This is a genomic window from uncultured Phenylobacterium sp. (genome assembly GCF_902826855.1).
Taxonomy (GTDB): domain Bacteria; phylum Pseudomonadota; class Alphaproteobacteria; order Caulobacterales; family Caulobacteraceae; genus Phenylobacterium.
This window is the reverse complement of sequence record NZ_CADEGK010000023.1, coordinates 1-20,922: the sequence shown is the minus strand read 5'-3', so window position 1 is coordinate 20,922 and position 20,922 is coordinate 1. Positions and strand designations below refer to the sequence as shown.

General features: G+C 69.3%; 19 protein-coding genes, 1 pseudogene and 1 riboswitch. Of the genes and pseudogenes, 12 read left to right on the top strand and 8 right to left on the bottom strand.

Annotation, left to right across the window (positions count from 1 at the left end; all coding sequences use genetic code 11):
* Positions 1 to 182 precede the first annotated feature (182 nt).
* Positions 183 to 2,954: a preprotein translocase subunit SecA gene (gene secA, locus QZV94_RS05485; protein WP_293676800.1), complete on the bottom strand. Its 2,772-nt coding sequence runs from the start codon at positions 2,952 to 2,954 to the stop codon at positions 183 to 185.
* A 272-nt stretch (positions 2,955 to 3,226) separates the two neighbouring features.
* Between secA and QZV94_RS05480 the strand changes: the two genes are divergently transcribed.
* The 11 genes and pseudogenes from QZV94_RS05480 (at position 3,227) to QZV94_RS05435 (ending at position 12,224) form a co-directional block, all read left to right on the top strand.
* Positions 3,227 to 4,003, top strand: a complete 777-nt coding sequence (locus QZV94_RS05480; RefSeq protein WP_293676799.1) for a class I SAM-dependent methyltransferase — start codon at positions 3,227 to 3,229, stop codon at positions 4,001 to 4,003.
* A 30-nt stretch (positions 4,004 to 4,033) separates the two neighbouring features.
* Positions 4,034 to 4,741, top strand: coding sequence for an ankyrin repeat domain-containing protein (locus QZV94_RS05475; protein WP_293676798.1), 708 nt, complete (start codon positions 4,034 to 4,036; stop codon positions 4,739 to 4,741).
* Between the two features lie 86 nt (positions 4,742 to 4,827).
* A complete protein-coding gene (locus QZV94_RS05470) occupies positions 4,828 to 5,325 on the top strand; it encodes a hemerythrin domain-containing protein (protein WP_293676797.1) in 498 nt (165 codons plus the stop codon).
* A gap of 149 nt (positions 5,326 to 5,474) precedes the next feature.
* Positions 5,475 to 7,526 (top strand): catalase, encoded by a 2,052-nt coding sequence (locus QZV94_RS05465; RefSeq protein ID WP_293676814.1) that lies wholly within the window; start codon positions 5,475 to 5,477, stop codon positions 7,524 to 7,526.
* A 90-nt stretch (positions 7,527 to 7,616) separates the two neighbouring features.
* On the top strand, positions 7,617 to 8,132 hold the full coding sequence (locus QZV94_RS05460) for a MaoC family dehydratase N-terminal domain-containing protein (protein WP_293676796.1): 516 nt from the start codon (positions 7,617 to 7,619) through the stop codon (positions 8,130 to 8,132).
* Positions 8,133 to 8,142: 10 nt separating this feature from the next.
* On the top strand, positions 8,143 to 8,550 hold the full coding sequence (locus tag QZV94_RS05455; protein WP_293676795.1) for a MaoC/PaaZ C-terminal domain-containing protein: 408 nt from the start codon (positions 8,143 to 8,145) through the stop codon (positions 8,548 to 8,550).
* Positions 8,551 to 8,627: 77 nt separating this feature from the next.
* Positions 8,628 to 8,855, top strand: a pseudogene (locus QZV94_RS25100) (GFA family protein); the annotation flags it as partial.
* A 244-nt stretch (positions 8,856 to 9,099) separates the two neighbouring features.
* The gene (locus QZV94_RS05450) at positions 9,100 to 10,320 is read left to right on the top strand and encodes a PQQ-dependent sugar dehydrogenase (RefSeq protein WP_293676794.1); all 1,221 of its coding nucleotides are present in this window, start codon (positions 9,100 to 9,102) and stop codon (positions 10,318 to 10,320) included.
* Between the two features lie 103 nt (positions 10,321 to 10,423).
* A complete protein-coding gene (locus QZV94_RS05445) occupies positions 10,424 to 10,993 on the top strand; it encodes a tetratricopeptide repeat protein (protein ID WP_293676793.1) in 570 nt (189 codons plus the stop codon).
* A gap of 31 nt (positions 10,994 to 11,024) precedes the next feature.
* Positions 11,025 to 11,375: a hypothetical protein gene (locus QZV94_RS05440; RefSeq protein ID WP_293676792.1), complete on the top strand. Its 351-nt coding sequence runs from the start codon at positions 11,025 to 11,027 to the stop codon at positions 11,373 to 11,375.
* Positions 11,376 to 11,381: 6 nt separating this feature from the next.
* Positions 11,382 to 12,224 carry a neutral zinc metallopeptidase gene (locus tag QZV94_RS05435; RefSeq protein WP_293676791.1) on the top strand — a complete coding sequence of 281 codons (843 nt, stop codon included), beginning with the start codon at positions 11,382 to 11,384 and terminating at the stop codon, positions 12,222 to 12,224.
* Positions 12,225 to 12,231: 7 nt separating this feature from the next.
* Here the strand turns inward: QZV94_RS05435 and QZV94_RS05430 are convergent, their stop codons facing one another.
* The 3 genes from QZV94_RS05430 to QZV94_RS05420 all read right to left on the bottom strand — a co-directional run bounded on the left by QZV94_RS05430 (position 12,232) and on the right by QZV94_RS05420 (position 14,513).
* Complete coding sequence (locus QZV94_RS05430; protein ID WP_293676790.1) at positions 12,232 to 12,936, bottom strand: aspartate/glutamate racemase family protein; 705 nt, start codon at positions 12,934 to 12,936, stop codon at positions 12,232 to 12,234.
* The gene (locus tag QZV94_RS05425; protein WP_293676789.1) at positions 12,936 to 13,952 is read right to left on the bottom strand and encodes a D-cysteine desulfhydrase; all 1,017 of its coding nucleotides are present in this window, start codon (positions 13,950 to 13,952) and stop codon (positions 12,936 to 12,938) included. Before QZV94_RS05425 ends, QZV94_RS05430 begins: the two co-directional genes overlap by 1 nt.
* A 126-nt stretch (positions 13,953 to 14,078) precedes the next feature.
* Positions 14,079 to 14,513 (bottom strand): hypothetical protein, encoded by a 435-nt coding sequence (locus tag QZV94_RS05420; protein ID WP_293676788.1) that lies wholly within the window; start codon positions 14,511 to 14,513, stop codon positions 14,079 to 14,081.
* Between the two features lie 112 nt (positions 14,514 to 14,625).
* Positions 14,626 to 14,733, top strand: a riboswitch (TPP riboswitch).
* Between the two features lie 40 nt (positions 14,734 to 14,773).
* Here QZV94_RS05420 and thiC point away from each other — a divergent pair.
* A complete protein-coding gene (gene thiC, locus QZV94_RS05415) occupies positions 14,774 to 16,624 on the top strand; it encodes a phosphomethylpyrimidine synthase ThiC (protein ID WP_293676787.1) in 1,851 nt (616 codons plus the stop codon).
* Here thiC and QZV94_RS05410 read toward each other — a convergent pair whose 3' ends face one another.
* The 4 genes from QZV94_RS05410 to QZV94_RS05395 all read right to left on the bottom strand — a co-directional run.
* Positions 16,625 to 19,024: a serine/threonine-protein kinase gene (locus QZV94_RS05410; protein WP_293676786.1), complete on the bottom strand. Its 2,400-nt coding sequence runs from the start codon at positions 19,022 to 19,024 to the stop codon at positions 16,625 to 16,627.
* Positions 19,017 to 19,580, bottom strand: a complete 564-nt coding sequence (locus QZV94_RS05405) for an ECF-type sigma factor (RefSeq protein ID WP_293676785.1) — start codon at positions 19,578 to 19,580, stop codon at positions 19,017 to 19,019. The genes QZV94_RS05410 and QZV94_RS05405 overlap by 8 nt, the downstream gene beginning before the upstream one ends.
* 246 nt (positions 19,581 to 19,826) lie before the next feature.
* The gene (locus QZV94_RS05400; protein WP_293676784.1) at positions 19,827 to 20,042 is read right to left on the bottom strand and encodes a hypothetical protein; all 216 of its coding nucleotides are present in this window, start codon (positions 20,040 to 20,042) and stop codon (positions 19,827 to 19,829) included.
* 109 nt (positions 20,043 to 20,151) lie between these two features.
* Positions 20,152 to 20,922: LuxR C-terminal-related transcriptional regulator (locus QZV94_RS05395; RefSeq protein WP_293676783.1), on the bottom strand; the 771-nt coding region annotated here is incomplete at its 5' end.

Here is a 20,922-nt window from a genome sequence, read left to right as displayed (position 1 = left end):
GCCAAGGCCTATCCTCCCTCGGTAAAATTTACAACGTAAGACAAATACTCCATCTGCCCCTGACCCTTGGGGCGAGGGCGCCGCCGGCACAAGGCGGCAGCATCGCTCCGGCTCACCCCGGCACGCTGATCTGCAGGCGACCGGGTACGCTGCGCCACCACCTGTCCGACGGCCGTCGGCGCCTAGACCAGCGCCCCGTGACAGTGCTTGAACTTCTTGCCGGAGCGGCAGGGGCAGGGCTGGTTGCGGCCAGTGTTCTGCCAGCCATCGGGCAGGGCGGTGAGCGGCAGGGCGGCGCGCTGTTCGGCTGAAACGCCGTCGGGGATGTAGCCTTGTTCCAGCTCGTTCTCGCCGGTCAGCGGGTCGAGGTGCACCTCGAAGGTCTGACCCTGCTGCGGCTGCGGTGGCTCCTCGAACTGGAATTCGATGGTCATCAGCCAGCGGGTGACGTTCTGGCGCAGGTCGACCAGCAGCTTTTCGAACAGCGAAAAGGCCTCGGTCTTGAACTCGTTCAGCGGGTCGCGTTGGCCATAGCCGCGGAGGCCGATCACCGTTCGCAGGTGGTCGACGTGCATCAGATGCTCGCGCCACTGCATGTCGATGTTCTGCAGCAGGAAGCTCTTCTCGAGGTTCCGCAGATAGTCAGGACCGGTCTGAGCCGTGACCATCTGATCGCGCTCGGCGGCGCTGGCCTCAGCGGCCTTGAGGATGCGCTCCTCGATCTCGTCGTTGGCGATGCCTTCCTCGGCGGCCCACTCTGCGATCGGCAGTTGCAGGCCCAGGAAGTGCTGCACCTGGGTGTCCAGCCCCTCGACATCCCACTGCTCGGCGTAGGCCTTGGGCGGCAGGTGGCGGGCGACGAGGTCGTTGATGGTGTCGATCCGAAACTCGGTGAGGATCTCCCGTAGGTCGGTGGCCTCCATGAATTCCTGGCGCTGCTCGAACACGGCCTTGCGCTGGTCGTTGATGACGTCGTCGTACTTCAGCAGGTTCTTGCGGATCTCGTAGTTGCGCTGCTCGACGCGCTTCTGGGCGGTGGCGATGGCCGAGTTCAGCCACTTGTGGGTGATCGCCTCGCCTTCCTGGACGCCGAAGGTGCGCATGATCGAGTCCAGGCGCTCGCCGGCGAAGATGCGCAGCAGGTCGTCCTCGCAGGACAGGAAGAACTTCGAGTGGCCGGGGTCCCCCTGGCGGCCCGTGCGGCCGCGCAGCTGGTTGTCGATGCGGCGGCTCTCGTGGCGCTCGGTGCCGAGGACGAACAGGCCGCCGGCGGCGAGCGCCTGCTTCTTCAGGTCGGCGATCTCGGCTTCGATCACGGCCTTCTTGGCGAGCAGTTCGGCGGGCGTCACGTCGACGCCGGCGTCGAGCTGCTCCTCGCGCCACTTCATCACCTTCATGTCGACGTTGCCGCCGAGCTGGATGTCGGTGCCGCGGCCGGCCATGTTGGTGGCGATGGTCACCGCCCCGGGGACGCCCGCATCGGCGACGATGGCGGCTTCCTGCTCGTGGAAGCGCGCGTTCAGGACGTTGTGGGGGATGCCCCTGATGGTCTTGCCGTCGAGTTCAAAGGTGTGGGCCTTCAGAATCTCCGACAGCTGCTCGGACTTCTCGATCGTGACCGTGCCCACCAGGATCGGCTGGCCGCGCCGGTAGCAGTCCTCGATCAGGAGGGTGACGGCGCGGTTCTTCTCGGCGGCGGTCCGGTAGACCTCGTCGTCGTCGTCGATGCGGATCACGGGCCGGTTGGTCGGAATCTCGGCCACGTCCATCTTGTAGATGTCGATGAATTCCTGGGCCTCGGTGGCGGCCGTGCCGGTCATGCCCGAGAGCTTGGAATAGAGGCGGAAGTAGTTCTGGATGGTCACCGATGCCAGTGTCTGGTTCTCGGGCTGGACGACGGCGCCTTCCTTGGCCTCGATGGCCTGGTGCAGGCCTTCCGACAGGCGGCGGCCCTGCATCATGCGGCCGGTGAACTCGTCGATCAGGATCACCTCGCCGGCGCGGACGATGTAGTCCTTGTCGCGCACGTAGAGGACGTTGGCGCGCAGCGCCTGATTCACGTGGTGGACCACCGAGACGTTGGCGGCGTCGTAGAGTCCGGTGGTGTCCGGATCCAGATGGCCGGCCTTCTGAAGCATCTCCTCGACGATCTCGGAGCCCTCCTCGGTCAGGATCACCTGACGCTGCTTCTCGTCGAAGTCGTAGGTGGACTTGTCCTGGACCAGCTCCTTCACCACGAGATCGATGGTCCGGTAGAAATCGGACCGGTCCTCGGTCGGGCCCGAGATGATCAGGGGCGTGCGCGCCTCGTCGATCAGGATCGAGTCGACCTCGTCGACGATCGCGAAGTGGTGGCCGCGCTGGACCATTTCCGAGACGTCGTAGACCAGGTTATCGCGCAGGTAGTCGAAGCCGAACTCGTTGTTGGTGCCGTAGGTGATGTCACTGCCGTAAGCGGCCTGCCGCTGGGCCTGCGACAGGCCGTGGACGATCACGCCGACGCTCATGCCGAGAAATTGGTAGACCTGCCCCATCCACTCGCTGTCGCGCTGGGCCAGGTAGTCGTTGACCGTGATGACGTGCACGCCCTTGCCGGCCAGCGCGTTCAGGTAAACCGGAGCGGTGGCGACCAGGGTCTTGCCTTCGCCCGTCCGCATCTCCGCGATGCCGCCGTAGTGCAGGATCATCCCGCCGACCAGCTGGACGTCGTAGTGCCGCTGGCCCAGCACGCGGCGGGCGGCCTCGCGGACCACGGCGAACGCCTCGTCGAGCAGCTGGTCGAGGGTCTCGCCCTTGGCGAAGCGCTCGCGGAATTCGGCGGTCTTGGCGCGCAGCTCGTCGTCGCTCAGCGCCTGGAATTTCGGCTCCAGCGCCGTGATCTTGAGGGCGCGGGCCTGCATGCCCTTGACCTTGCGGTCGTTGGAGGAACCGAAGACGCGTTGGAATATGCTCAAAGGGAGTATCCGTTAGGCGGCGATCGGGCCCTTCGCCCGCCTGGAAAAGCGCTCTTTTGGGGCGTGGCTGACTTAAGGACTGCACCCCCTCAAGTCAACGCGCCGCCCCCGTCGCGCGAGGTCGGGACTGGCGCCGCGGTGGCGCTGCAGCTAAGCTCGGCGCACTATGAAGGCCTAGTCGCCATAACCGCCGCGGGACACCGCCGGCCACGCGACGCGCCGGGGCGATGAGCCCAGGCGCGGCTCTTCCCTCCGTTTCAGAGACCACAGGAATGCTTTCCAACGCCACGACGGCGACCAATCGCTATGGCGAGCTGGCCGCCGAGATCTACGACGTCGACAAACCGTTCGGAGCCTTGCCGGACACCCGGTTCCACCTGGAGCGCTTTGCGGGCTTCGATCGCCCGATCCTGGAGCCGGCCTGCGGGACCGGCCGCACCCTGGTCCCGTTCCTGGAGGCCGGGCTGGACGTGACCGGCTTCGACCAGAGCCCCGACATGCTGGCCCGCTGCCGGGCGCGCTGCGAGGCGGCGGGCTACGCACCAGACCTCAGCCAGCAGCGGTTCGAGGATTTCCGCTATCCTCGGAAGTTCGGCGCGATCGTCGTTCCTGTCGGGACCTTCACCCTGATCGACGACTTCGCGGCAGCCCACGCGGTGTTGCGGCGCTTTCGCGACCATCTGGAGCCCGGAGGTGTGCTGGTGCTGGATATCCAGGGCCTGGCCTTCCTGGGCTCCCAGACACAGGATCGCCGCCGCTGGACCGCGCCGGGCGGCGACCTGCTCACCTGCGAGGGCGTCCGCACGCTGACGGACTGGTTCGCCCAGCGGGCGGAGACCACCTACCGCTACGAACGCTGGCGCGGCCACCAGCTTGTCGAAGCCCAGATCGACGTGATGGCTCAGCGCTACTGGGGCCTGGACGAGTTCCGCCTCCTGCTGGAGGCGGCCGGCTTCACCGGCGTCAGCGTCACCGGCGGCTATGACCGCTCTCGCGCGCCCCGCCAGGCCGACCGGGGCTGGACGTTCGAGGCGGTACGGGCGGCTTGACGACCTGGGGGCCCTGGTCTCGCATGGGCCATGGCCTCCAAGACGAGCATCACGGAGCGAGTGAAGGCGTTCGACGTGGCGGGCGTCGCCGCGGGCCTGGACGCGCGGCCGGACCTGCTGGACGTGCGCGACGAGCGCGGCCGCACCTGGCTGCATCTGGTTGCCGCCCAGCCGGCGGAAGGCGATCCAGGAAAGAAGGCGGCTAGTGTCGCGATCGCCCGCGACCTCCTGTCCCGCGGCCTGGACATGAACGATGCGGCCTTCACCGAGGGGGAGAACGACGAGTGGCGGGCGACGCCGCTGTGGTTCGCGGTCTCGCGCGGGCGGAACCTGGCCCTCGCGCGCTTCCTGCTGGAACAGGGCTGTGACCCCGACCACAGCCTGTTCGCCGCCGCGTGGAACAATGACGTGGAAGCGATCCGACTGCTCTGCGCGCACAAGGCGCCCGTGCGCGACGAGATGTTCCTGGAAGCGGTTGGCTGGAGCCGCTTCGACGGCGCCGAGGAGATGCTGCGGCAAGGCTGCGACCCCAACGCCCTGGGCAAGGACGGTCGCACGGCGCTGCACATGATGCTGGGGAAGGACAGCCCGCCCGAGCGCCTGGCCGCGATGATCGCATTGGGCGCCCGCGGCGACATCCCCGACGCGAACGGCAAGACGGCCGCCGCCATCCTCAGCCGCAAGCGGGATCCCGCATACCGCGCGCTGGCGGCTCTGTTCCCGGCCTCGCCCGGCTAGGAACAGGTCACTGCCGCCTGTCTTGCGGCGCCTCAGGAACGCAGGTCGCGCATCGGAGTTGTGGGGCCAGCAGGATGGAGGGCGACATGGCCAGAGCCGAAACCAAGACCAAGGGACGCGAGGGGCAGCTCGACGCGATCGAGCTTCTTGAAGCCGACCACCGCGACGTGGATGCCGATTTCTCGGCCTTCGAGCAGGCGACGACGCCGGCCGAGAAGCAGCAACTGGCCGACCGGATCTGCCTGGCCCTGAGGGTGCATGCGCAGATCGAGGAGGAGATATTCTATCCGGCCGCCCGCGACGCCACCGGCGAGACGGACCTGCTGGACGAGGCGCTGGTCGAGCACATGGGCGCCAAGTCGCTGGTCGCCCAGATCGAGGCGATGGCGCCGGGCCAGCCGCTCTACGACGCCAAGGTCAAGGTGCTGGGCGAACAGGTTCGCCATCACGTGGGCGAGGAGGAGGGCGAGCTCTTCCCAAAGGTCCGCGAGGCCGGCCTCGACCTCAAGGCGCTGGGCGGCCGGATGGCGGCTCGAAAGGCGGAGCTGATGGCGCTGCTCACGGCCATGAACCCCGCAGCCTGACCCCTACACACACCATTCATTCCCGGCTCAGCGCCGGCAAAGGACGCCCCATGGCCAAGACCAAGACCTCCCAGCCCTCCCAGCCCAAGGCCGCGCGTCAGAAGACCGCCGGTGAACCGCCGGCGACCGAGATCCCGACCACGCTCGGCATGGGCGGCGAGCTGCACCAGGAGGCGGGCGGCGTCGAGACGACCCTCACCACCAACCAGGGCGTGGCGATCAGCGACAACCAGAACTCGCTGAAGGTCGGCCCGCGCGGCCCGGTGCTGCTGCAGGACTTCGTCCTGCGCGAAAAGATCATGCACTTCGACCACGAGCGCATCCCCGAGCGAGTGGTCCACGCCCGCGGCTCGGCCGCCCACGGGTTCTTCGAGTGCCTGGAGAGCTGCGCCGACGTGACCGCCGCGGACTTCCTCCAGCGGCCGGGCGAACGCATCCCGGTGTTCACCCGCTTCTCGACGGTCGCCGGCAACAAGGGCTCGTTCGACGTGGCCCGCGACGTGCGCGGCTTCGCGGTGAAGTTCTACACGGCTGAAGGCAATTTCGACCTGGTGGGGAACAACATCCCGGTGTTCTTCATCCAGGACGCCATCAAGTTCCCTGACCTCATCCACGCGGCCAAGCAGGACCCGGACCGCGAGTTCCCGCAGGCCCAGACCGCCCACGACACCTTCTGGGACTTCATCTCGCTGACACCCGAGAGCATGCACATGATCATGTGGGCCATGTCCGACCGGGCCATTCCCCGCAGCTACCGCATGATGGAAGGCTTCGGGGTGCACACCTTCCGGCTGGTCGACGCCCAGGGCGCCTCCACCTTCGTGAAATTCCACTGGCGCCCGCGGCTGGGGATGCAGTCGGTGGTCTGGGACGAGGCGGTGAAGATCAACGGCGCCGACCCCGACTTCCACCGCCGCGATCTGTGGGAGGCCATCGAGGGCGGCGACTTCCCCGAGTGGGAATTCTGCCTGCAGACCTTCACCGCCGAGCAGGCGGCGAGCTTCGACTTCGACGTCCTGGACCCGACCAAGGTGATCCCCGAGGAGGTCATCCCGCTGCGCGTCGTGGGCCGCATGGTGCTGGACCGCAACCCCACCAACTTCTTCGCCGAGACCGAGCAGGTGGCCTATTGCGCGGGCAACGTCGTGCCGGGCATCGACTTCACGAATGACCCGCTGCTGCAGGGCCGGCTGTTCTCCTACCTCGACACCCAGCTGAGCCGGCTGGGCGGACCCAACTTCCACCAGATCCCCATCAACCAGCCCAAGTGCCCGTTCCACAACCTGCAGCGCGACGGCCACATGCGGATGGACGCGCCCGCCGGCCAGGTGAACTACGAGCCCTCCAGCCTAGGCCCCGACATCAAGCGAGAGTCGGCAACGCGCGGCTTCCGCACCTTCCCCAACCCCGAGGCCGGGGACCAACTGAGGGTGCGGCCCGAGACCTTCGCCGACCACTACACCCAGGCGCGCATGTTCTTCGCCAGCCAGACCGAGCCGGAGCAGAACCACATCATATCCGCGCTGGTGTTCGAGCTCAGCAAGTGCGTCGTGCCGCGGGTGCGGGCCGCCGTTCTGGCGCGGCTAATCCACATCGACCAGACCCTGGCAGGGCGGGTCGCCGCGGGCCTCGGCTTGCGTGAGCCGATCGTACCCGCCGAGGCCCCCGTTCCGGCGAAGGCCATGGACCCGTCGCCCGCGCTCAGCATCCTGCAGAAGGCGATCGCCACGCTGGAGGGCCGCAAGGTCGGCTGCATGGTCACCGACGGGTCTGACGCCAAGCTGGTGGCGGAACTCAAGGCCGCGGTCCTGGCCGCCGGCGCGGTGTTCCAGGTCGTCGCGCCGACGATCGGCGGGGTGGTGACCGACGACGGCGTGCTGCTTCCCGCCGACCACAAGATCGAGGGCGGCCCGTCGGTGCTGTTCGACGCCGTGGCGGTCGTGCCATCCGTGGATGGCGGCGCCGAGCTGGCGCTCTCGGCCGAGGCCGTGAACTTCGTGCGCGACGCCTACGGGCACCTGAAGGTCATCGCCTACACGCCGGCCGCCGCGCCAATGCTGGTCAAGGCCGGGATCGACGCCAAGCCGGACAACGATCCGGGCCTGGTCTCCTTCGCGCAGACCTCCGTGGACGACTTCCTCGCGCGCGCCGCCGGTGGCCGCATATGGGACCGCGAGCCCTGGGTGCGGCGCGTGCCCTGAGACGGTCGTCCGTGTTGACGGGCCCTAGGTAAAGCCGCTCAGTTGACGGCTGAGCTCCGGCAAGGAGCCGCGCCAACAAGAGGGAACGCCATGGCCGTCAAAGACTTCCCGGTGGAAGCGAGCCACATCCTGATGTTCGCCCGCTCGATCGGCGACGAGAACGTGGTCTACACGGACGCGGAGGCCGCCAAGCAGACCGAGGCCGGCGGCATCATCGCCCCGCCCACCTTCGTGCAGGCCTCGGCCCAGTTCGATCCGGACTATGTCCTGCGGCCGAAGCCCGGCCAGCCCTGGTTCGGCTCGGGCGGGAAGGCCACCGGCATCACCCGCGCGACCAGCGGCGGCGGTGGCGGCGGCAACGGCGGCGGTCTGCATGCCGAGCAGCACTACGAATACCACCGGCCGGTGAGGCCCGGCGACGTGCTCACCGCCAAGACCTTCCCCGGCAAGACCTGGGAGAAGGAAGGCAAGCGCTCGGGCAAGCTGGTGTTCTCCGAGAGCGTCACCGAGTACCGCGACCAGAAGGGCGAACTGGTGGTCACCGCCCGCGGCGTCGGCGTGCGCACCGAGCGCCCCGTCGAACAACCCGCTCCGGCGAAGGCGTAAGGAGGTCCCGATGCCCTTGAAAGCCAGCCAATTGAAGATTGGCGACACCCACTCCGCGCGCCTGGTCGAGGACCTGAAGCGCACCCAGATCGTCCAATACGCCGGCTCCTCCGGCGACTATAACCCGCTGCACACCGACGAGATCTTCACCACCCAGGTGGCTGGATATCCATCCGTTTTCGCGCACGGAATGCTGACCATGGGCATGACCGGCAAGATGCTCACCGACTACGTGGGCGACGCGCGGCTGACCAAGTACGGCGTCCGCTTCACCAGCCAGGTCTGGCCGGGCGACACCCTGGACGCCACCGCCACGGTGACCGAAGTCGGCGGCGGCATCGCCAAGTTCGACGTCAAGACGGTGAACCAGAACGGCGTCGAGGTGCTGTCGGGATACGCCGAAGCCCGCGTCGACTAGCTTCCTCCGGCCCTGCTGACAGGGCTGGCAGCAGGGATGTGGCAGTCTCCGTCTCGTAGCCGAGACGGGAGGCCCGGATGATCCGCGGAAGCTGTGCATGCGGGGCTGTGAGCTTTGAACTGGCTCAGCCGCCGTCGATGATGGCCGCCTGCCACTGCTCGCGTTGCCGCAAGCTGGGCGCCTCGACCTTCGTGTTCGTCAAGCGTGACGACGTCCGCTGGTTGTCCGGCCAGGAGGCCGTAGCCCGGTGCGAGCCGCAGCCACCCTTCACCTTTGTCCGCACCTTCTGCCGCCAGTGCGGCTCGGCCCTGGGTGAGCTTGGGGCGGAAGCCGATAGCTTCCCGATCTCCGCGCACCTTCTCGACGACGATCCCGGGGTCCGCATCCCGCTTCCACGAGTTCGTGGCGGACAAGCCGGCCTGGTGCGCGATCGGCGACGAGGCCCCGCAGTTCGCCGGCCATCCGGTCCGCCCTGCGCCGTGAACCGTCCGGCTTCCCTCGCACCACGCCGGCGCCGTAGAAGGCGCCCACCTGAAGCGGGGACTGCAGATGTCGGTGATCTTGAAGGTGCTAGGCGTGGCCGCGATCCTGGCGGCCCCGGCGATGGCTCGCGCCGCTGGCGTCGAGGACCGGGCGCCGATCACGCCCTACAAGCCCGCCTTCGCCGGCCAGACCCGGGCGCCGGAACAGAAGCTGGGCGTCCAGTTCCAGACGACCACTGTGGCCAAGGGCCTGAAATCCCCCTGGGGCATGACCTTCCTGCCGGACGGCCGCATGCTGGTGACCGAGAAGGCCGGCGCCCTGCGCATCGTGGCCAAGGACGGCGCGGTCTCCGAACCCGTGGCGGGGACGCCGGCGGTGATGAGCGGCGGCCAGGGCGGCCTTTTGGACGTGGCCATCGACCCGGCCTTCGCTGCCAACCGCCTCGTCTACCTGAGCTTCTCGGAGCCCCAGGCGGGCGGCAAGAACAACACCGCCGTCGCGCGCGGAAAGCTCGTGGACGGCCCGCAGCCGCGCCTCGACGACCTCACCGTGATCTACCACCAGGTTCCGGCGATCGCCTCGCCGCTCCACTTCGGCTCGCGCCTGGCCTTCGCCAGGGACGGCAAGCTGTTCATCACCCAGGGCGACCGCTACGTCGGCGAAGGCCAGAAGCAGGCGCAGGACCTGGGCAGCCTGGTCGGCAAGATCGTGCGGCTCAACGCCGATGGCTCGGTCCCGAAGGACAACCCGTTCGTCGGCCAGGCCGGCGCCCGGCCGGAGATCTGGTCCTACGGCCACCGCAACATCCAGGCCGCCGCCATCCACCCGCAGACCGGCGAGCTGTGGACGGTCGAATATGGCCCGCAGGGCGGCGACGAGATCAACATCGCGCGCAAGGGCAAGAACTACGGCTGGGCGACCATCAGCTACGGCGTGAACTACGGCCCGGCCAAGGCGCCGATCACCGGCGGCGAGACCCAGCGGCCGGGCATGGAACAGCCGCTCTACTACTGGGATCCGGTCATCGCCCCGTCCGGCGCCATCCTCTACACCGGCGCCCTGTTCCCGGCGTGGAAGGGCAGCCTGCTGATCAGCGGCATGCTGCCTCAGGGCCTCCCCGGCGGCCATATCACCCGCGTGACGGTGAAGAACGAGCGCGTCGTGGGCGAAGAGCGCCTGCCCGTGGAGCCCAACTACTGGCGTGACATCCGCCAGGGCCCCGACGGCGCCGTCTACCTCCTGAAGGGCGGCCCGATTGGCGCGATCGTGAAGCTGACCCCGAAGTAGGGTCGCGCCCGCCCAGGGCGCCGCGGGTCGCCGCCACAAGCCGCTGGAATTGACACGGGTCCGGGACGAGCGGAACGTCGGCGGCGCCAACCGGAGCCCTGTGATGTCGCCAACCGCCCGCATGTTCGGTCTCGCCGCGGCCACCGCCGTGGCGGCGTTGGCCTGGGCATCCACAGCCGGCGCCGCCGTCACGGTGATCGGCGGCGGCAAGGCCAAGGAATGCTCGCTGGCCGCCTTCAATGGCCAGAAGGGACCCTACTTCGAGAACATCTGCACCGAGGCGCTGGAGTCGGAGCTGATGAACCCGCGCGACCGGGCCGGGACCTACGTCAACCGCGGCATCCTGAAGCTGCGGCGTCGCGAGTACGCTTCGGCCCAAACCGACTTCAACCGCGCCATCGAGGAGAATCCAGCGTTCGGGGAGGCCTATGTGAACCGCGGCGCCGCATCGGTCGGTCAGAAGCGCTTCGCCGAGGGTCTGGCCGACATCAACAAGGCGATCGAACTGGGTGTCGACGAGCCGGAGAAGGCCTACTTCAACCGCGCGCTCGCCTTCGAGGGCCTGGACGACATGAAGGCCGCCTACCTCGACTACCAGAAGGCGCTCGAGCTCAAGCCCGGCTGGGAAATGCCCCTGAAGGAGCTCTCCCGCTTCACCGTGGAACAGCGCTAGCCTCCAGCCGTTGCGCGCTTATATGGCCAGCATGCGCACAGTCGCCGTCGCCTTCCTTCTCGCCGCCGCGGCGCCTGCCGCCGCGCAGTCGACCCTCGCCGACGTCGAGAACCTGCGCGCCCAGCAGGAGGCGGCCGCCCGGCGCGCCGTGGCGCTGTCCAATGAACTGGGCGCCCTGGAATCGCGCCTCCGGACCGAGCAAGCAATCACCGACCTGCGCATCCAGCGCGAGGGCGTGCGCGTCCCCGAGCTGCCTTACACGGACGTGACCACCCCATCGTCGACCTCCGCAGCGGTCCCGAGGAACCTTCCCTCCATCCCCGACGCCGCGCTCGCCGACTCCAATCGGCGGGTCCGCGACGCGTCACAACCGAGGCGCTAGACACTCATGCGATGGCAAGGCGGCCGCGGCGGCGGCGGGATCGAAGACCGGCGCGGCATGGGCGCCGTGGGCACGGGCGGGCTCGGAGTCGGCGGCGTGATCCTGGCGCTGATCGGCTATTTCGTGTTCGGGGCTGACCCCTCGGCGACCCTGAGCGCGGTGGGCAGCGGCCCTGTGGCGACGCAGGAAGGCGTGCGCGGCACGCCGGCCGACGAGGCCGGCCGCTTCGTCGATGTGGTCGCCACCAACGTCAATGATGTCTGGACCGAGGTCTTCCGCGCCTCCGGCGAGAGCTACACGCCCCCAGGCGTGGTGCTCTACGACCGCGCGACGGGCACCGGCTGCGGCACGGGGCAGTCGGCGATGGGCCCGTTCTATTGTCCGAGCGACCGCAAGGTCTACCTGGACCTCACCTTCTGGGATGATCTGGAGACCAAGCTGGGCGCCGGCGGCGAGGCGGCGCGGGCCTACGTCATCGCCCACGAGATCGGCCATCACGTCCAGACCCTGACCGGGGCCAGCGACCAGGCCCGACGGATGGGCATGCAGGGGGCCGAGAGCGGGGCGGTGCGCCTGGAGCTGCAGGCCGACTGCTACGCCGGCGTCTGGGCGGCGCGCGCGGCCGCGGTTTCGAACGGCCAGGTCTCCCTGGACCCGAACGACATAGAAGACGGCCTCAACGCCGCCTCCGCCGTCGGCGACGACACCCTGCAGAGGAAGTCCCAGGGCCGCGTCATGCCCGACGCCTTCACGCACGGCACCTCCGCGCAGCGGGTCCGCTGGTTCCGGAAGGGCGCGGAGACCGGCGACCCCGCCCAGTGTGACACGTTCCGGAGCGCCCAGCTCTAGAGGGAGCTCAGCCCGGCATGTGGGGCAGCGGTTCCCACCCCAGGCACACGCCCACCGCGCGACGCGCCAGCAGGTCGCCCGGGTCGACCAGGTCCAGCCGCACGTCATGCGGCTGCAGCACCAGCGGCAGTTCGGTGCAGCCGGCGATCAGCACCTCGGCGCCGGCGGCGCGCAGCGCCTCGGCGTGGGCCGCCATCTCGCGCTTCACATCGCTCCCCAGGTCGCCGGCCTTGATCCGGTAGAGGGTCACCATGAACGCCTCCTGCCGCTCGGGCGGCAGCGCCACCATTCCCATGGCCCTGGCGGCCAGATACTCGCGGTAGAGCTTCAGCGCCCCCTTGGTCCCCAGCACACCCGCGCGCATGGCCCCATTGCGCTGCGCCGCCTGGGCGCCGAGGTCGATCATGTCCACCAGGGGCAGGCCGCTGGCGCGTTGGATGAGGTCCGCATGGGCGTGGGCGGTGTTGCAGGGCATGGCCAATACCTGGGCCCCCGCGCCCGCCAGAGCCCCCGCCATCTCCGCCAGCACGGCCCCGGCGTTGGAGCCGGGAACGTTGCGGTCCGGCGCCTTGGGGTTGATGTCGGCGATGATGCGGATGTGGTCCTGGTCCTGCTGGGCCGGCGTGTAGGCCTGCACGCGCCCCAGGAACTCCACGGTCGCGGCCGGGCCCATGCCACCGATGACGCCCAGGGTGAGCGAGGTGTTCGACATCAGAGTTTTCCTTCCAGCTCGGACTGGTAGCCGAACAATCCCTGCGCCCCGCCCGTGTGCAGGAAGACCACGGTCTCACCGTCGAAGGCGCCGGCGTTCGAAAGCGCGATCAGCCCCTTCATCGCCTTTCCGGAATAGACCGGGTCCAGCAGGATGCCGTCGGTGCGCGCCGCCAGCTTCAGCGCCTCGACGACGCCGTCGTCGATCAGGCCATAGCCGGCCCCCACATAATCGCAGTCGGCGACCACCATCTCGCGTGTCACCCGATCGCGGTGGCCCAGCAGGGTCGCGGTCTCCTGCGCCAGGCGGAAGACGCTGGCCTCTTGCGCCTCCTGCGGCGCGCGCACCCCGATGCCCAGCACCGGAATGTCGGCGCCCATGATCGCAAGGCCGGCAACCAGCCCCGCCTGCGTGCCCGCGCTGCCCGTGGCGGTGACGATGCGGTCGATCTCCACCCCGGCGGCATTGGCCTGAGCCACCAGCTCCAGCGCGCATTCGGCGTAGCCCAGCGCCCCGATGGCGTTGGAGCCGCCGCCAGGGATCACATAGGGGCGCCCGCCGGCGTCGGCGACCTCGGCGGCGACCTCCGCCAGCTTGAGGGTCATGTCCGTCCCGCCCGGCACGGTGCGCAGCTTCGCCCCCAGCAGCTCGTCCAGCAGCACGTTGCCGGAGCGGTTGTAGTCCACCGCCTGCGATCCGGTCCGCGCTTCCAGTATGACCTCGCAGCCCATCCCGAACCGCGCCGCCGCCGCCGCTGTCTGGCGCACGTGGTTCGACTGGATCGCCCCTTGCGTGACCAGGGTGTCGCAGTCGTTGGCCAGCGCATCGCCGACCAGGTACTCGAGTTTGCGGGTCTTGTTGCCGCCGCCCGCCAGGCCGGTGCAGTCGTCGCGTTTGATCCACAAAGCCGGTCCGCCGCCACCCGGTCGGGCCAGATGCTCGGTCAGGCCCGGCAGCGGCTCGAACGGCGTGGGCAGGTGGGCGAAGCGGACCGGACCGAAGCGGGCGAAATGCATGGCCCGGCCTAGCCCGCGCGGGCTGGCGCCGCAACCGCTGGAGAGCCGGCGTCCGGCCGCGCCACCTTCACCGTCCGGGGGTCGTCGCGACGCTCGCCGCGGTCGGGGCCGCGGCGAGCGCGATCCTCAAGGCTTCAGCTTCCGCGGCAGGGCCGCGACCTCCGCCGGGGTCATCAGCACGATGGAACGCACGATGCACTGGCTGGGGAAGCCGCCCTTGGAGACCGCCAGGTCCAGGTCGATAGGCTTGCAGATGATGCGGCTGCCTGGCGGCTGGCGGGTTATGATCGGGTCCGAGCTGGTCGCGCCCCCGAGGCATGCGCTGTCCACCGTGACCCGGTAGGTCTTGTTGCGCTCCACGGCGAGCAGCATCGTGCTGCGATCGGCGATGGTGTGGTTGCGGATATCGTCGCTGCGGATGCACTGGCCGCTGGGCAACCCCGTCCCTGCCGGTGGCGGCGGGCCCAGTGGCGACGGCTTCGGCTCCTTGGCGGCGATGGCCGCGGCGCCGCCGACGATCGCGAGGGTCGTGGCGGCGAGGGTGATGATGGCCAGTCTCATGGCGTTCAGCTCCTAAACGTCCCCTCGTTAATGCAGAATACGTGAGCGCGGGTTCAGCGTCTTCACATTTGCCGAAATCCGCTTTCCCGGCCTGGCCTTCGGGCCTAATCTCCAAGCCTCCTCGGGGGGCCGCGCTTGAGCGGCTGAGAGGTGGGTGAGCCCACGACCCGTCGAACCTGATCCGGGTCATGCCGGCGAAGGGAAGGGCGCTTACTCACCCGATCCTCGCCCGTGATCCGTTTTGCGAGACGGAGCCCACGATGAACAAGCCGATCGGTCAGCTGCAGCCCGGAAGCATCCCCACCGGCGAACGCCCGGGGTCGAAGAAGGTCTACCAGCCCGGCGTGATCTGGCCCGACATCCGGGTGCCATTCCGCGAGGTGGCCGTGCACCCCTCGGCCAACGAACCGGCGCTGACGCTCTACGACCCGTCGGGCCCCTACACCGACCCTAACCCGGACATCGACATCGAGCGGGGCCTGTCCAAGACCCGCGAGCCCTGGGTCGTCTCCCGCGGCGACGTCGATCTCGTGGCCAACCCGCGAGAGGTGAAGCCCGAGGACAACGGCTTCGCCAAGGGCGCCCACCTGGCGCCGCAGTTCACCGCGCCCCGCCGCGTCTACCGCGCCAAGCCCGGCGCCAACGTGACCCAGCTCGAATACGCCCGCCGCGGAATCATCACGCCGGAAATGGAATACGTGGCGATCCGCGAGAACCTGCGCCGCCAGGCCAACGACCCCTTCATCCGCGACGGCGAAGACTTCGGCGCCTCGATCCCCGACTTCTGCACCCCCGAGTTCGTGCGCGACGAGATCGCCCGCGGCCGCGCCATCATCCCGGCCAACATCAACCACACCGAGCTCGAGCCGATGATCATCGGCCGCAACTTCCTGGTGAAGATCAACGCCAACATCGGCAACTCGGCGGTGTCGTCGTCGATCGAGGAAGAAGTCGAGAAGCTGCGCTGGGCCACGCTGTGGGGCGCCGACACGGTGATGGACCTGTCGACCGGCAAGAACATCCACGAGACGCGCGAGTGGATCATGCGCAACTCGCCGGTGCCGATCGGCACCGTGCCGATCTACCAGGCGCTCGAGAAGGTGGGCGGACGTCCCGAGGAGCTGACCTGGGAGGTCTACCGCGACACCCTCATCGAGCAGGCCGAGCAGGGCGTGGACTACTTCACGGTGCACGCCGGCGTGCTGCTGCGCTACATCCCGATGACGGCAGGCCGGATGACCGGCATCGTCTCGCGCGGCGGCTCGATCATGGCCAAGTGGTGCCTGGCGCACCACCAGGAGAGCTTCCTCTACACGCGCTTCCGCGAGATCTGCGAGATCATGCGCGCCTACGACGTCAGCTTCTCGCTCGGCGACGGCCTGCGCCCCGGCTCGATCGCCGACGCCAACGACGAGGCGCAGTTCGCCGAGCTGAAGACCCAGGGCGAGCTGACGAAGATCGCCTGGGAGTACGACGTCCAGGTGATGAACGAAGGCCCGGGCCACGTCCCCATGCATCTCATCCGCGAGAACATGGAGAAGCAGCTCGAGTGGTGCGCCGAAGCGCCGTTCTACACGCTGGGTCCGCTCACCACCGACGTCGCCCCCGGCTACGACCACATCACCTCGGCGATCGGCGCGGCCATGATCGGCTGGTTCGGCACGGCGATGCTCTGCTACGTCACGCCCAAGGAGCACCTAGGTCTGCCGAACCGCGAGGACGTGAAGGTCGGCGTGATGACCTACAAGCTGGCGGCCCATGCGGCGGACCTCGCCAAGGGCCACCCCACCGCGCGCGCCTGGGACGACGCCATCAGTCGCGCCCGGTTCGAATTCCGCTGGGAGGACCAGTTCAACCTGGGCATCGACCCGGAGACCGCGCGCGAATACCACGACGAGAGCCTGCCGAAGGAGGCGTTCAAGACCGCCCACTTCTGCTCCATGTGCGGCCCGAAGTTCTGCTCGATGAAGATCAGCCAGGACATCCGCGACGCCGCCCGCGGCCAGAACGACATGGGCCAGAACGACATCGAGGCGGGCATGGCGCAGATGAGCCAGAAGTTCCGCGACACCGGCGGCGAGATCCTGGTGCCGGTGGCGCCGGCGGAATAGTCAGACCTCGCCTGCGATCCCCTTTCGGGGCGGGTCGCAGGCGGCGGCCATCCAGTCGTCGATGCCCCTGAGCGTGTTGGTCCGGTCGTGGCCGGTCAACTTTCCCGCACGATCGAGGTCGCGGTAGACCCCGCGCGCCTGGGCCCAGGTCACGCAGGCCTGCGCGTATCGGCCGCCGTTGTAGTAGACGCCGCCGATGCTCTTGAGGGTTGCCGCCATGCTGCGGCGCGGGCCGGCGGCGTTATCCGACGACGCCACGATCTGCCGGTGGGCGGCCAGGACCTCGTCGGCCATGGCGTAGCTCTCCGCGAACCGCCGCAGGTCGGCCAGAACCATGGCCCGCACCTCGCCGACGATGGCGAACAGGCCTAGCACCCCGCTGTCGGCCGGGTCCTTGGCGCGCATCCGCCGGGTGATCGCCACCCCACGGTCGACGGAGGCGTAGGCTTCGACGTCGCGTCCCAGCGCGCTGAGGAGGACGGCGCGATACCACAGCGAGATCGCCAGCTTGCGATTCGCCTCCGGTGACCCGGCCTCACGCCTCACCAGCTCTTCGTTGAGCGCCACCGCGCGGTCCATGGCGGGCAGGGCCGTGGTGTCATCGCCGAGCTCATGGTGCGCCTCCGCCCGCAGCCGCAGGATCGCCGACTGCGCCTTCATCACCCCGGTATTGTCACGCAAGGCCGGGGGCAGGGCGGCGATGAAGGCCTCGGCGCGGTGGAAGGGCTCGAGGCTCTTGGCGTAGGCGCCGTCCCAGCCGTGGGAATCGCCCTCGGCCTGCACCGCGACCGCATAGAGCCGCGCCGCAGTCGCATCCCGCGCCGCGAACGGCTCCAGGAGACCCTGCGCCTCGACGGCCTGCCTGCGGGCCAGCGCGATCTCACTGTTGTTGTAGAGGTTCACGCCGGACTGCTCGATCAGCGCATCGGCGAGGCCGAGGCGGACTTTGGGGTCATCCGGCGCCTCGGCGTAGGCCTCGCGGAGAACCGTCTCCGCCTTCTTCAGCAGGGTGTTGGCGTCGGCCGCGCGGCCGAGCTGGCTCTGCTGGCCGCTGCCGGTGACCTGCGCCAATCGGACGTAGCCGCGGCCGGCTTCCACACGCACGTCGCGCGGCGCGTCCGGATCGGCGGTCAAGGCGTCAAGATAGGCAAGGCCCGTCCGCGCCAGCACTTCGCGGGCCCTGGTCGATCCCTGGACCTTGCTGACCTCGTTGTAGACGTCGAACAGCATTGTGGTGGCGATCTGCCGGGTCTGCTGGAACCGGGATTCGGCCTCGGCGCGCGCGGCCTCGGCGCGCGAATTGGCCACCAGCGTCGCGCCCAGGGCGGCGACCAGCAGCGCACTCGCAGTGGCGGCGGCGCCGACCCCGAGGCGATGGCGGCGCACGAACTTGCCGAACACATAGCCCCGCCCGCCGTCCATGGCGGCGACCGGATGGCCTCCGCGATGCGCCGCCACATCGTCGCGCAGCGCCTCGACGGTCGAGTAGCGGTCCGCCGGGTCTTCCGCCGTGGCCCTGGCGATGATCGCGGCAAGCTCGGGGTCGGCCTGAGGGTCGCCCTTGGTCAGCCAGGCCAGGACCTGGCCCAGCGAGTAGATGTCCGACAAGGTCGTCGAGGGTGCGCCGGCAATGCGCTCCGGCGCGGCGAAGCCGGGGGTGTGGATGCCCGCCTTGCCCGTGGGCGCCCGTGGCGCGGCGGCGCTCTCTGCGGCGGCGGGCGAGGAGATCCCGAAGTCGATCAGCTTGGGCTGTCCGGCCGCGTCGACCAGGATATTTCCGGGCGTCAGGTCACCGTGGACGATCAGGTTCTGGTGGGCGAACGCCGCCGCAGAAGCCGTGGCGTGGAAAAGGTCCAGCCGCGCGGCGAGTCCCGGGGCCGCCTCGTCGAGCCAGGCGTCCAGCGGGCGACCCTCGACATACTCCATGACGATGTAGGGCTCGCCCGCCGTGGTCTCGCCGCCGTCGAACAGCCGCGCGATATGCGGGTGCGCCAGCCGCGCCAGGGTCTGCCGCTCCCGCCGGAAGCGCTCGATCAGGGCGCTGGAGAGCGCGCCTGGCCGGATCACCTTGATCGCCACGGTGTGGTCGAAGTCCGCCGTCCGTTCGCCGCGATAGACGGCCCCCATGCCGCCCTGGCCGATCAGGCCGGTGACCCGGTAGGCCCCGATCTGCTCGGGCAGCGGCGCTTCCCCGGCGGCCCCCGGCGCGCCGCCCGTTGGGAGCAGGGCCGCAGCGCCCGCGCTGCCCGCGAGCAGCGCCAGGGCGCGATCGCGCACCGCCGCCGGCGCCTGTTGCCGGCCAATCCAGGCGGCCCGCGCGTCGGACGGCTGGTCCATGGCGCGCTCGACCAGATCCAAGGCCAGGGCCTCGACCGAGCGGGGTGGTCGCCGCTCAGCCATCCTGCGGCTGGAGCGCTTCGTAGAGCCACAGCCGCGCGGCCTGCCACCGCCGCTTCACGGTTGATTCCGACAGCTTCAACACCACCGCTATGTCGGCGACCTCCATGCCGCCGAAGTAGCGCATCTCGACGATCTCGGCCCGCTCGGGGTCGATCCGACCCAGCCGGTTCAGCGCCTCGTTGATCTCGTCCAGGTCGGCGTTGCCGACATCGGGCAAGTTGGTGTGCAGCTCCACCTTTACGTGCTGGCGTTTGGCCGTGCGCTTGGCGCGCACATGCTCGATCAGGGCGCGGCGCATCATCACCGAAGTCAGCGCCATGAAGTGCGCCCGGTCCTGCCAGTCGATTTGGTCCAAGGCGATCAGCTTGATGATGGTCTCGTGGACAAGGTCGCCGATGGAGAGCGAGACGTCCCGCTCGCCCCGCAGCATCGCCGAGGCGGTCAAGCCGAGCTCGGCGTAGAGCATCGCGAACAGGCGGTCACGTGCGCCTCGGTCTCCGGCCCGCCAGGCGGCGAGCAGCACGCGGACCTCGTCGTTCGGCGCACGCTTCAACATGGCCGCGATTGTGCGGAGCGGCTCCGGCCCTGGCAAGCGCGCGCCCCTCAGAAGAGAAAAAGCCTGCGGCCTGACCCGTGGCCGCCGGTTTCGGCGCCTTCACCTCATGAGCGGTATCTCGAGGCGGGGTCCGCTCTCATCCGGTGCGTCCGGGCGGGTGCGGCGGTTCCGTGTCACCCCGCCCGTGCAGGCCTGTCTGGGCGCACCGGTCCCGCCTCGAACCAACTTCCGGCCGGCGGGAGGAGCCTAGTCCTCGGCCTTCACCGTCGCGCCGGTCTTGGCCGGCCAGACGCGGACGGCGACGGCGACGGCGACCGAGCCGAGCACGGCCGCAGCGGCGCCCATCCACTGGATGGCGTTCATGCCGGTGGCGGCGTAGTGGCCGGTGGTGGCGCCGGAGACGAACACGAGCAGCGCAGAGCCCCACTCGGTGAGGTCTTTCTGGGTGAACGTGAAGGACATGAGAAACTCCCCGGCTGGCGTCGCGATGTCGCCGAACCTATCGAGCCCTGGAATGCCAAATGCTTACCGCCGGCGCGATGCGACACTGTTGCGCAGGGCCGGTTGGTCGTCAGTCGCGGCGCCCCGACAACAGCCGGGCGACCGCCTGGGCGCGGTTCACGGCTCCCAGTTTTCGGCGCGCGTTGTCGACGTGGAAGCGCACCGTCGTCTCCGACAGGCCGAGGATCACCGCGATCTCCCAGTCCGACTTGCCTTCGGCCACCCAGGACAGCGCATCGCGCTCACGCGCGGTCAGGCGCACGCCGTCGTCGGAGCCCGATTCCGCGACGCAGACGATCACCGCCGGCCTGTGGCGAAACACCGCGAGCCGGTCGGACCGGGCCGGCGCCACGGTGATCGACAACGGCGGCCGCGCCTCGCTGGCGCGCAGGCTCATCGAGCCGGCGGCGCGATCCGCTGAAGACCGGTCGCCGGCCGCCGCGATGAGCGCCTCTAGTCGACCCGATGGATCGTTGGGCGCTGCCAGCCGCCCGCCGGCGGCGCTAAGCTCGTCCCGCCGCGTCAGCAGCCGTTCGGCGGCGGCGTTCATGCGGCGCAGGGTCCCGTCGTCGTCCAGCAGGAACACGGCGTCCCCGGCGGGAGCCTGGCTGTTCTCGAGGGTGTCGTCGGCGACGCCGCTGCCCGTGAGCGCCTCGGTCAGTCGGAAGGCCCGGCGAAGGTCTCCATGATACCGCTTGGCGCGAGTCACCTCGCGCGGTCCGAATGGCTCGCCGGACCGCGGCCGGTTCACCGTGAGCGAACTGACGTCCAGCCCATGGGCGGCTAGGCGGATCATCATCACCGACTCGATGTCCTGAGGCCGCATGAAGTCGTTGTAGTA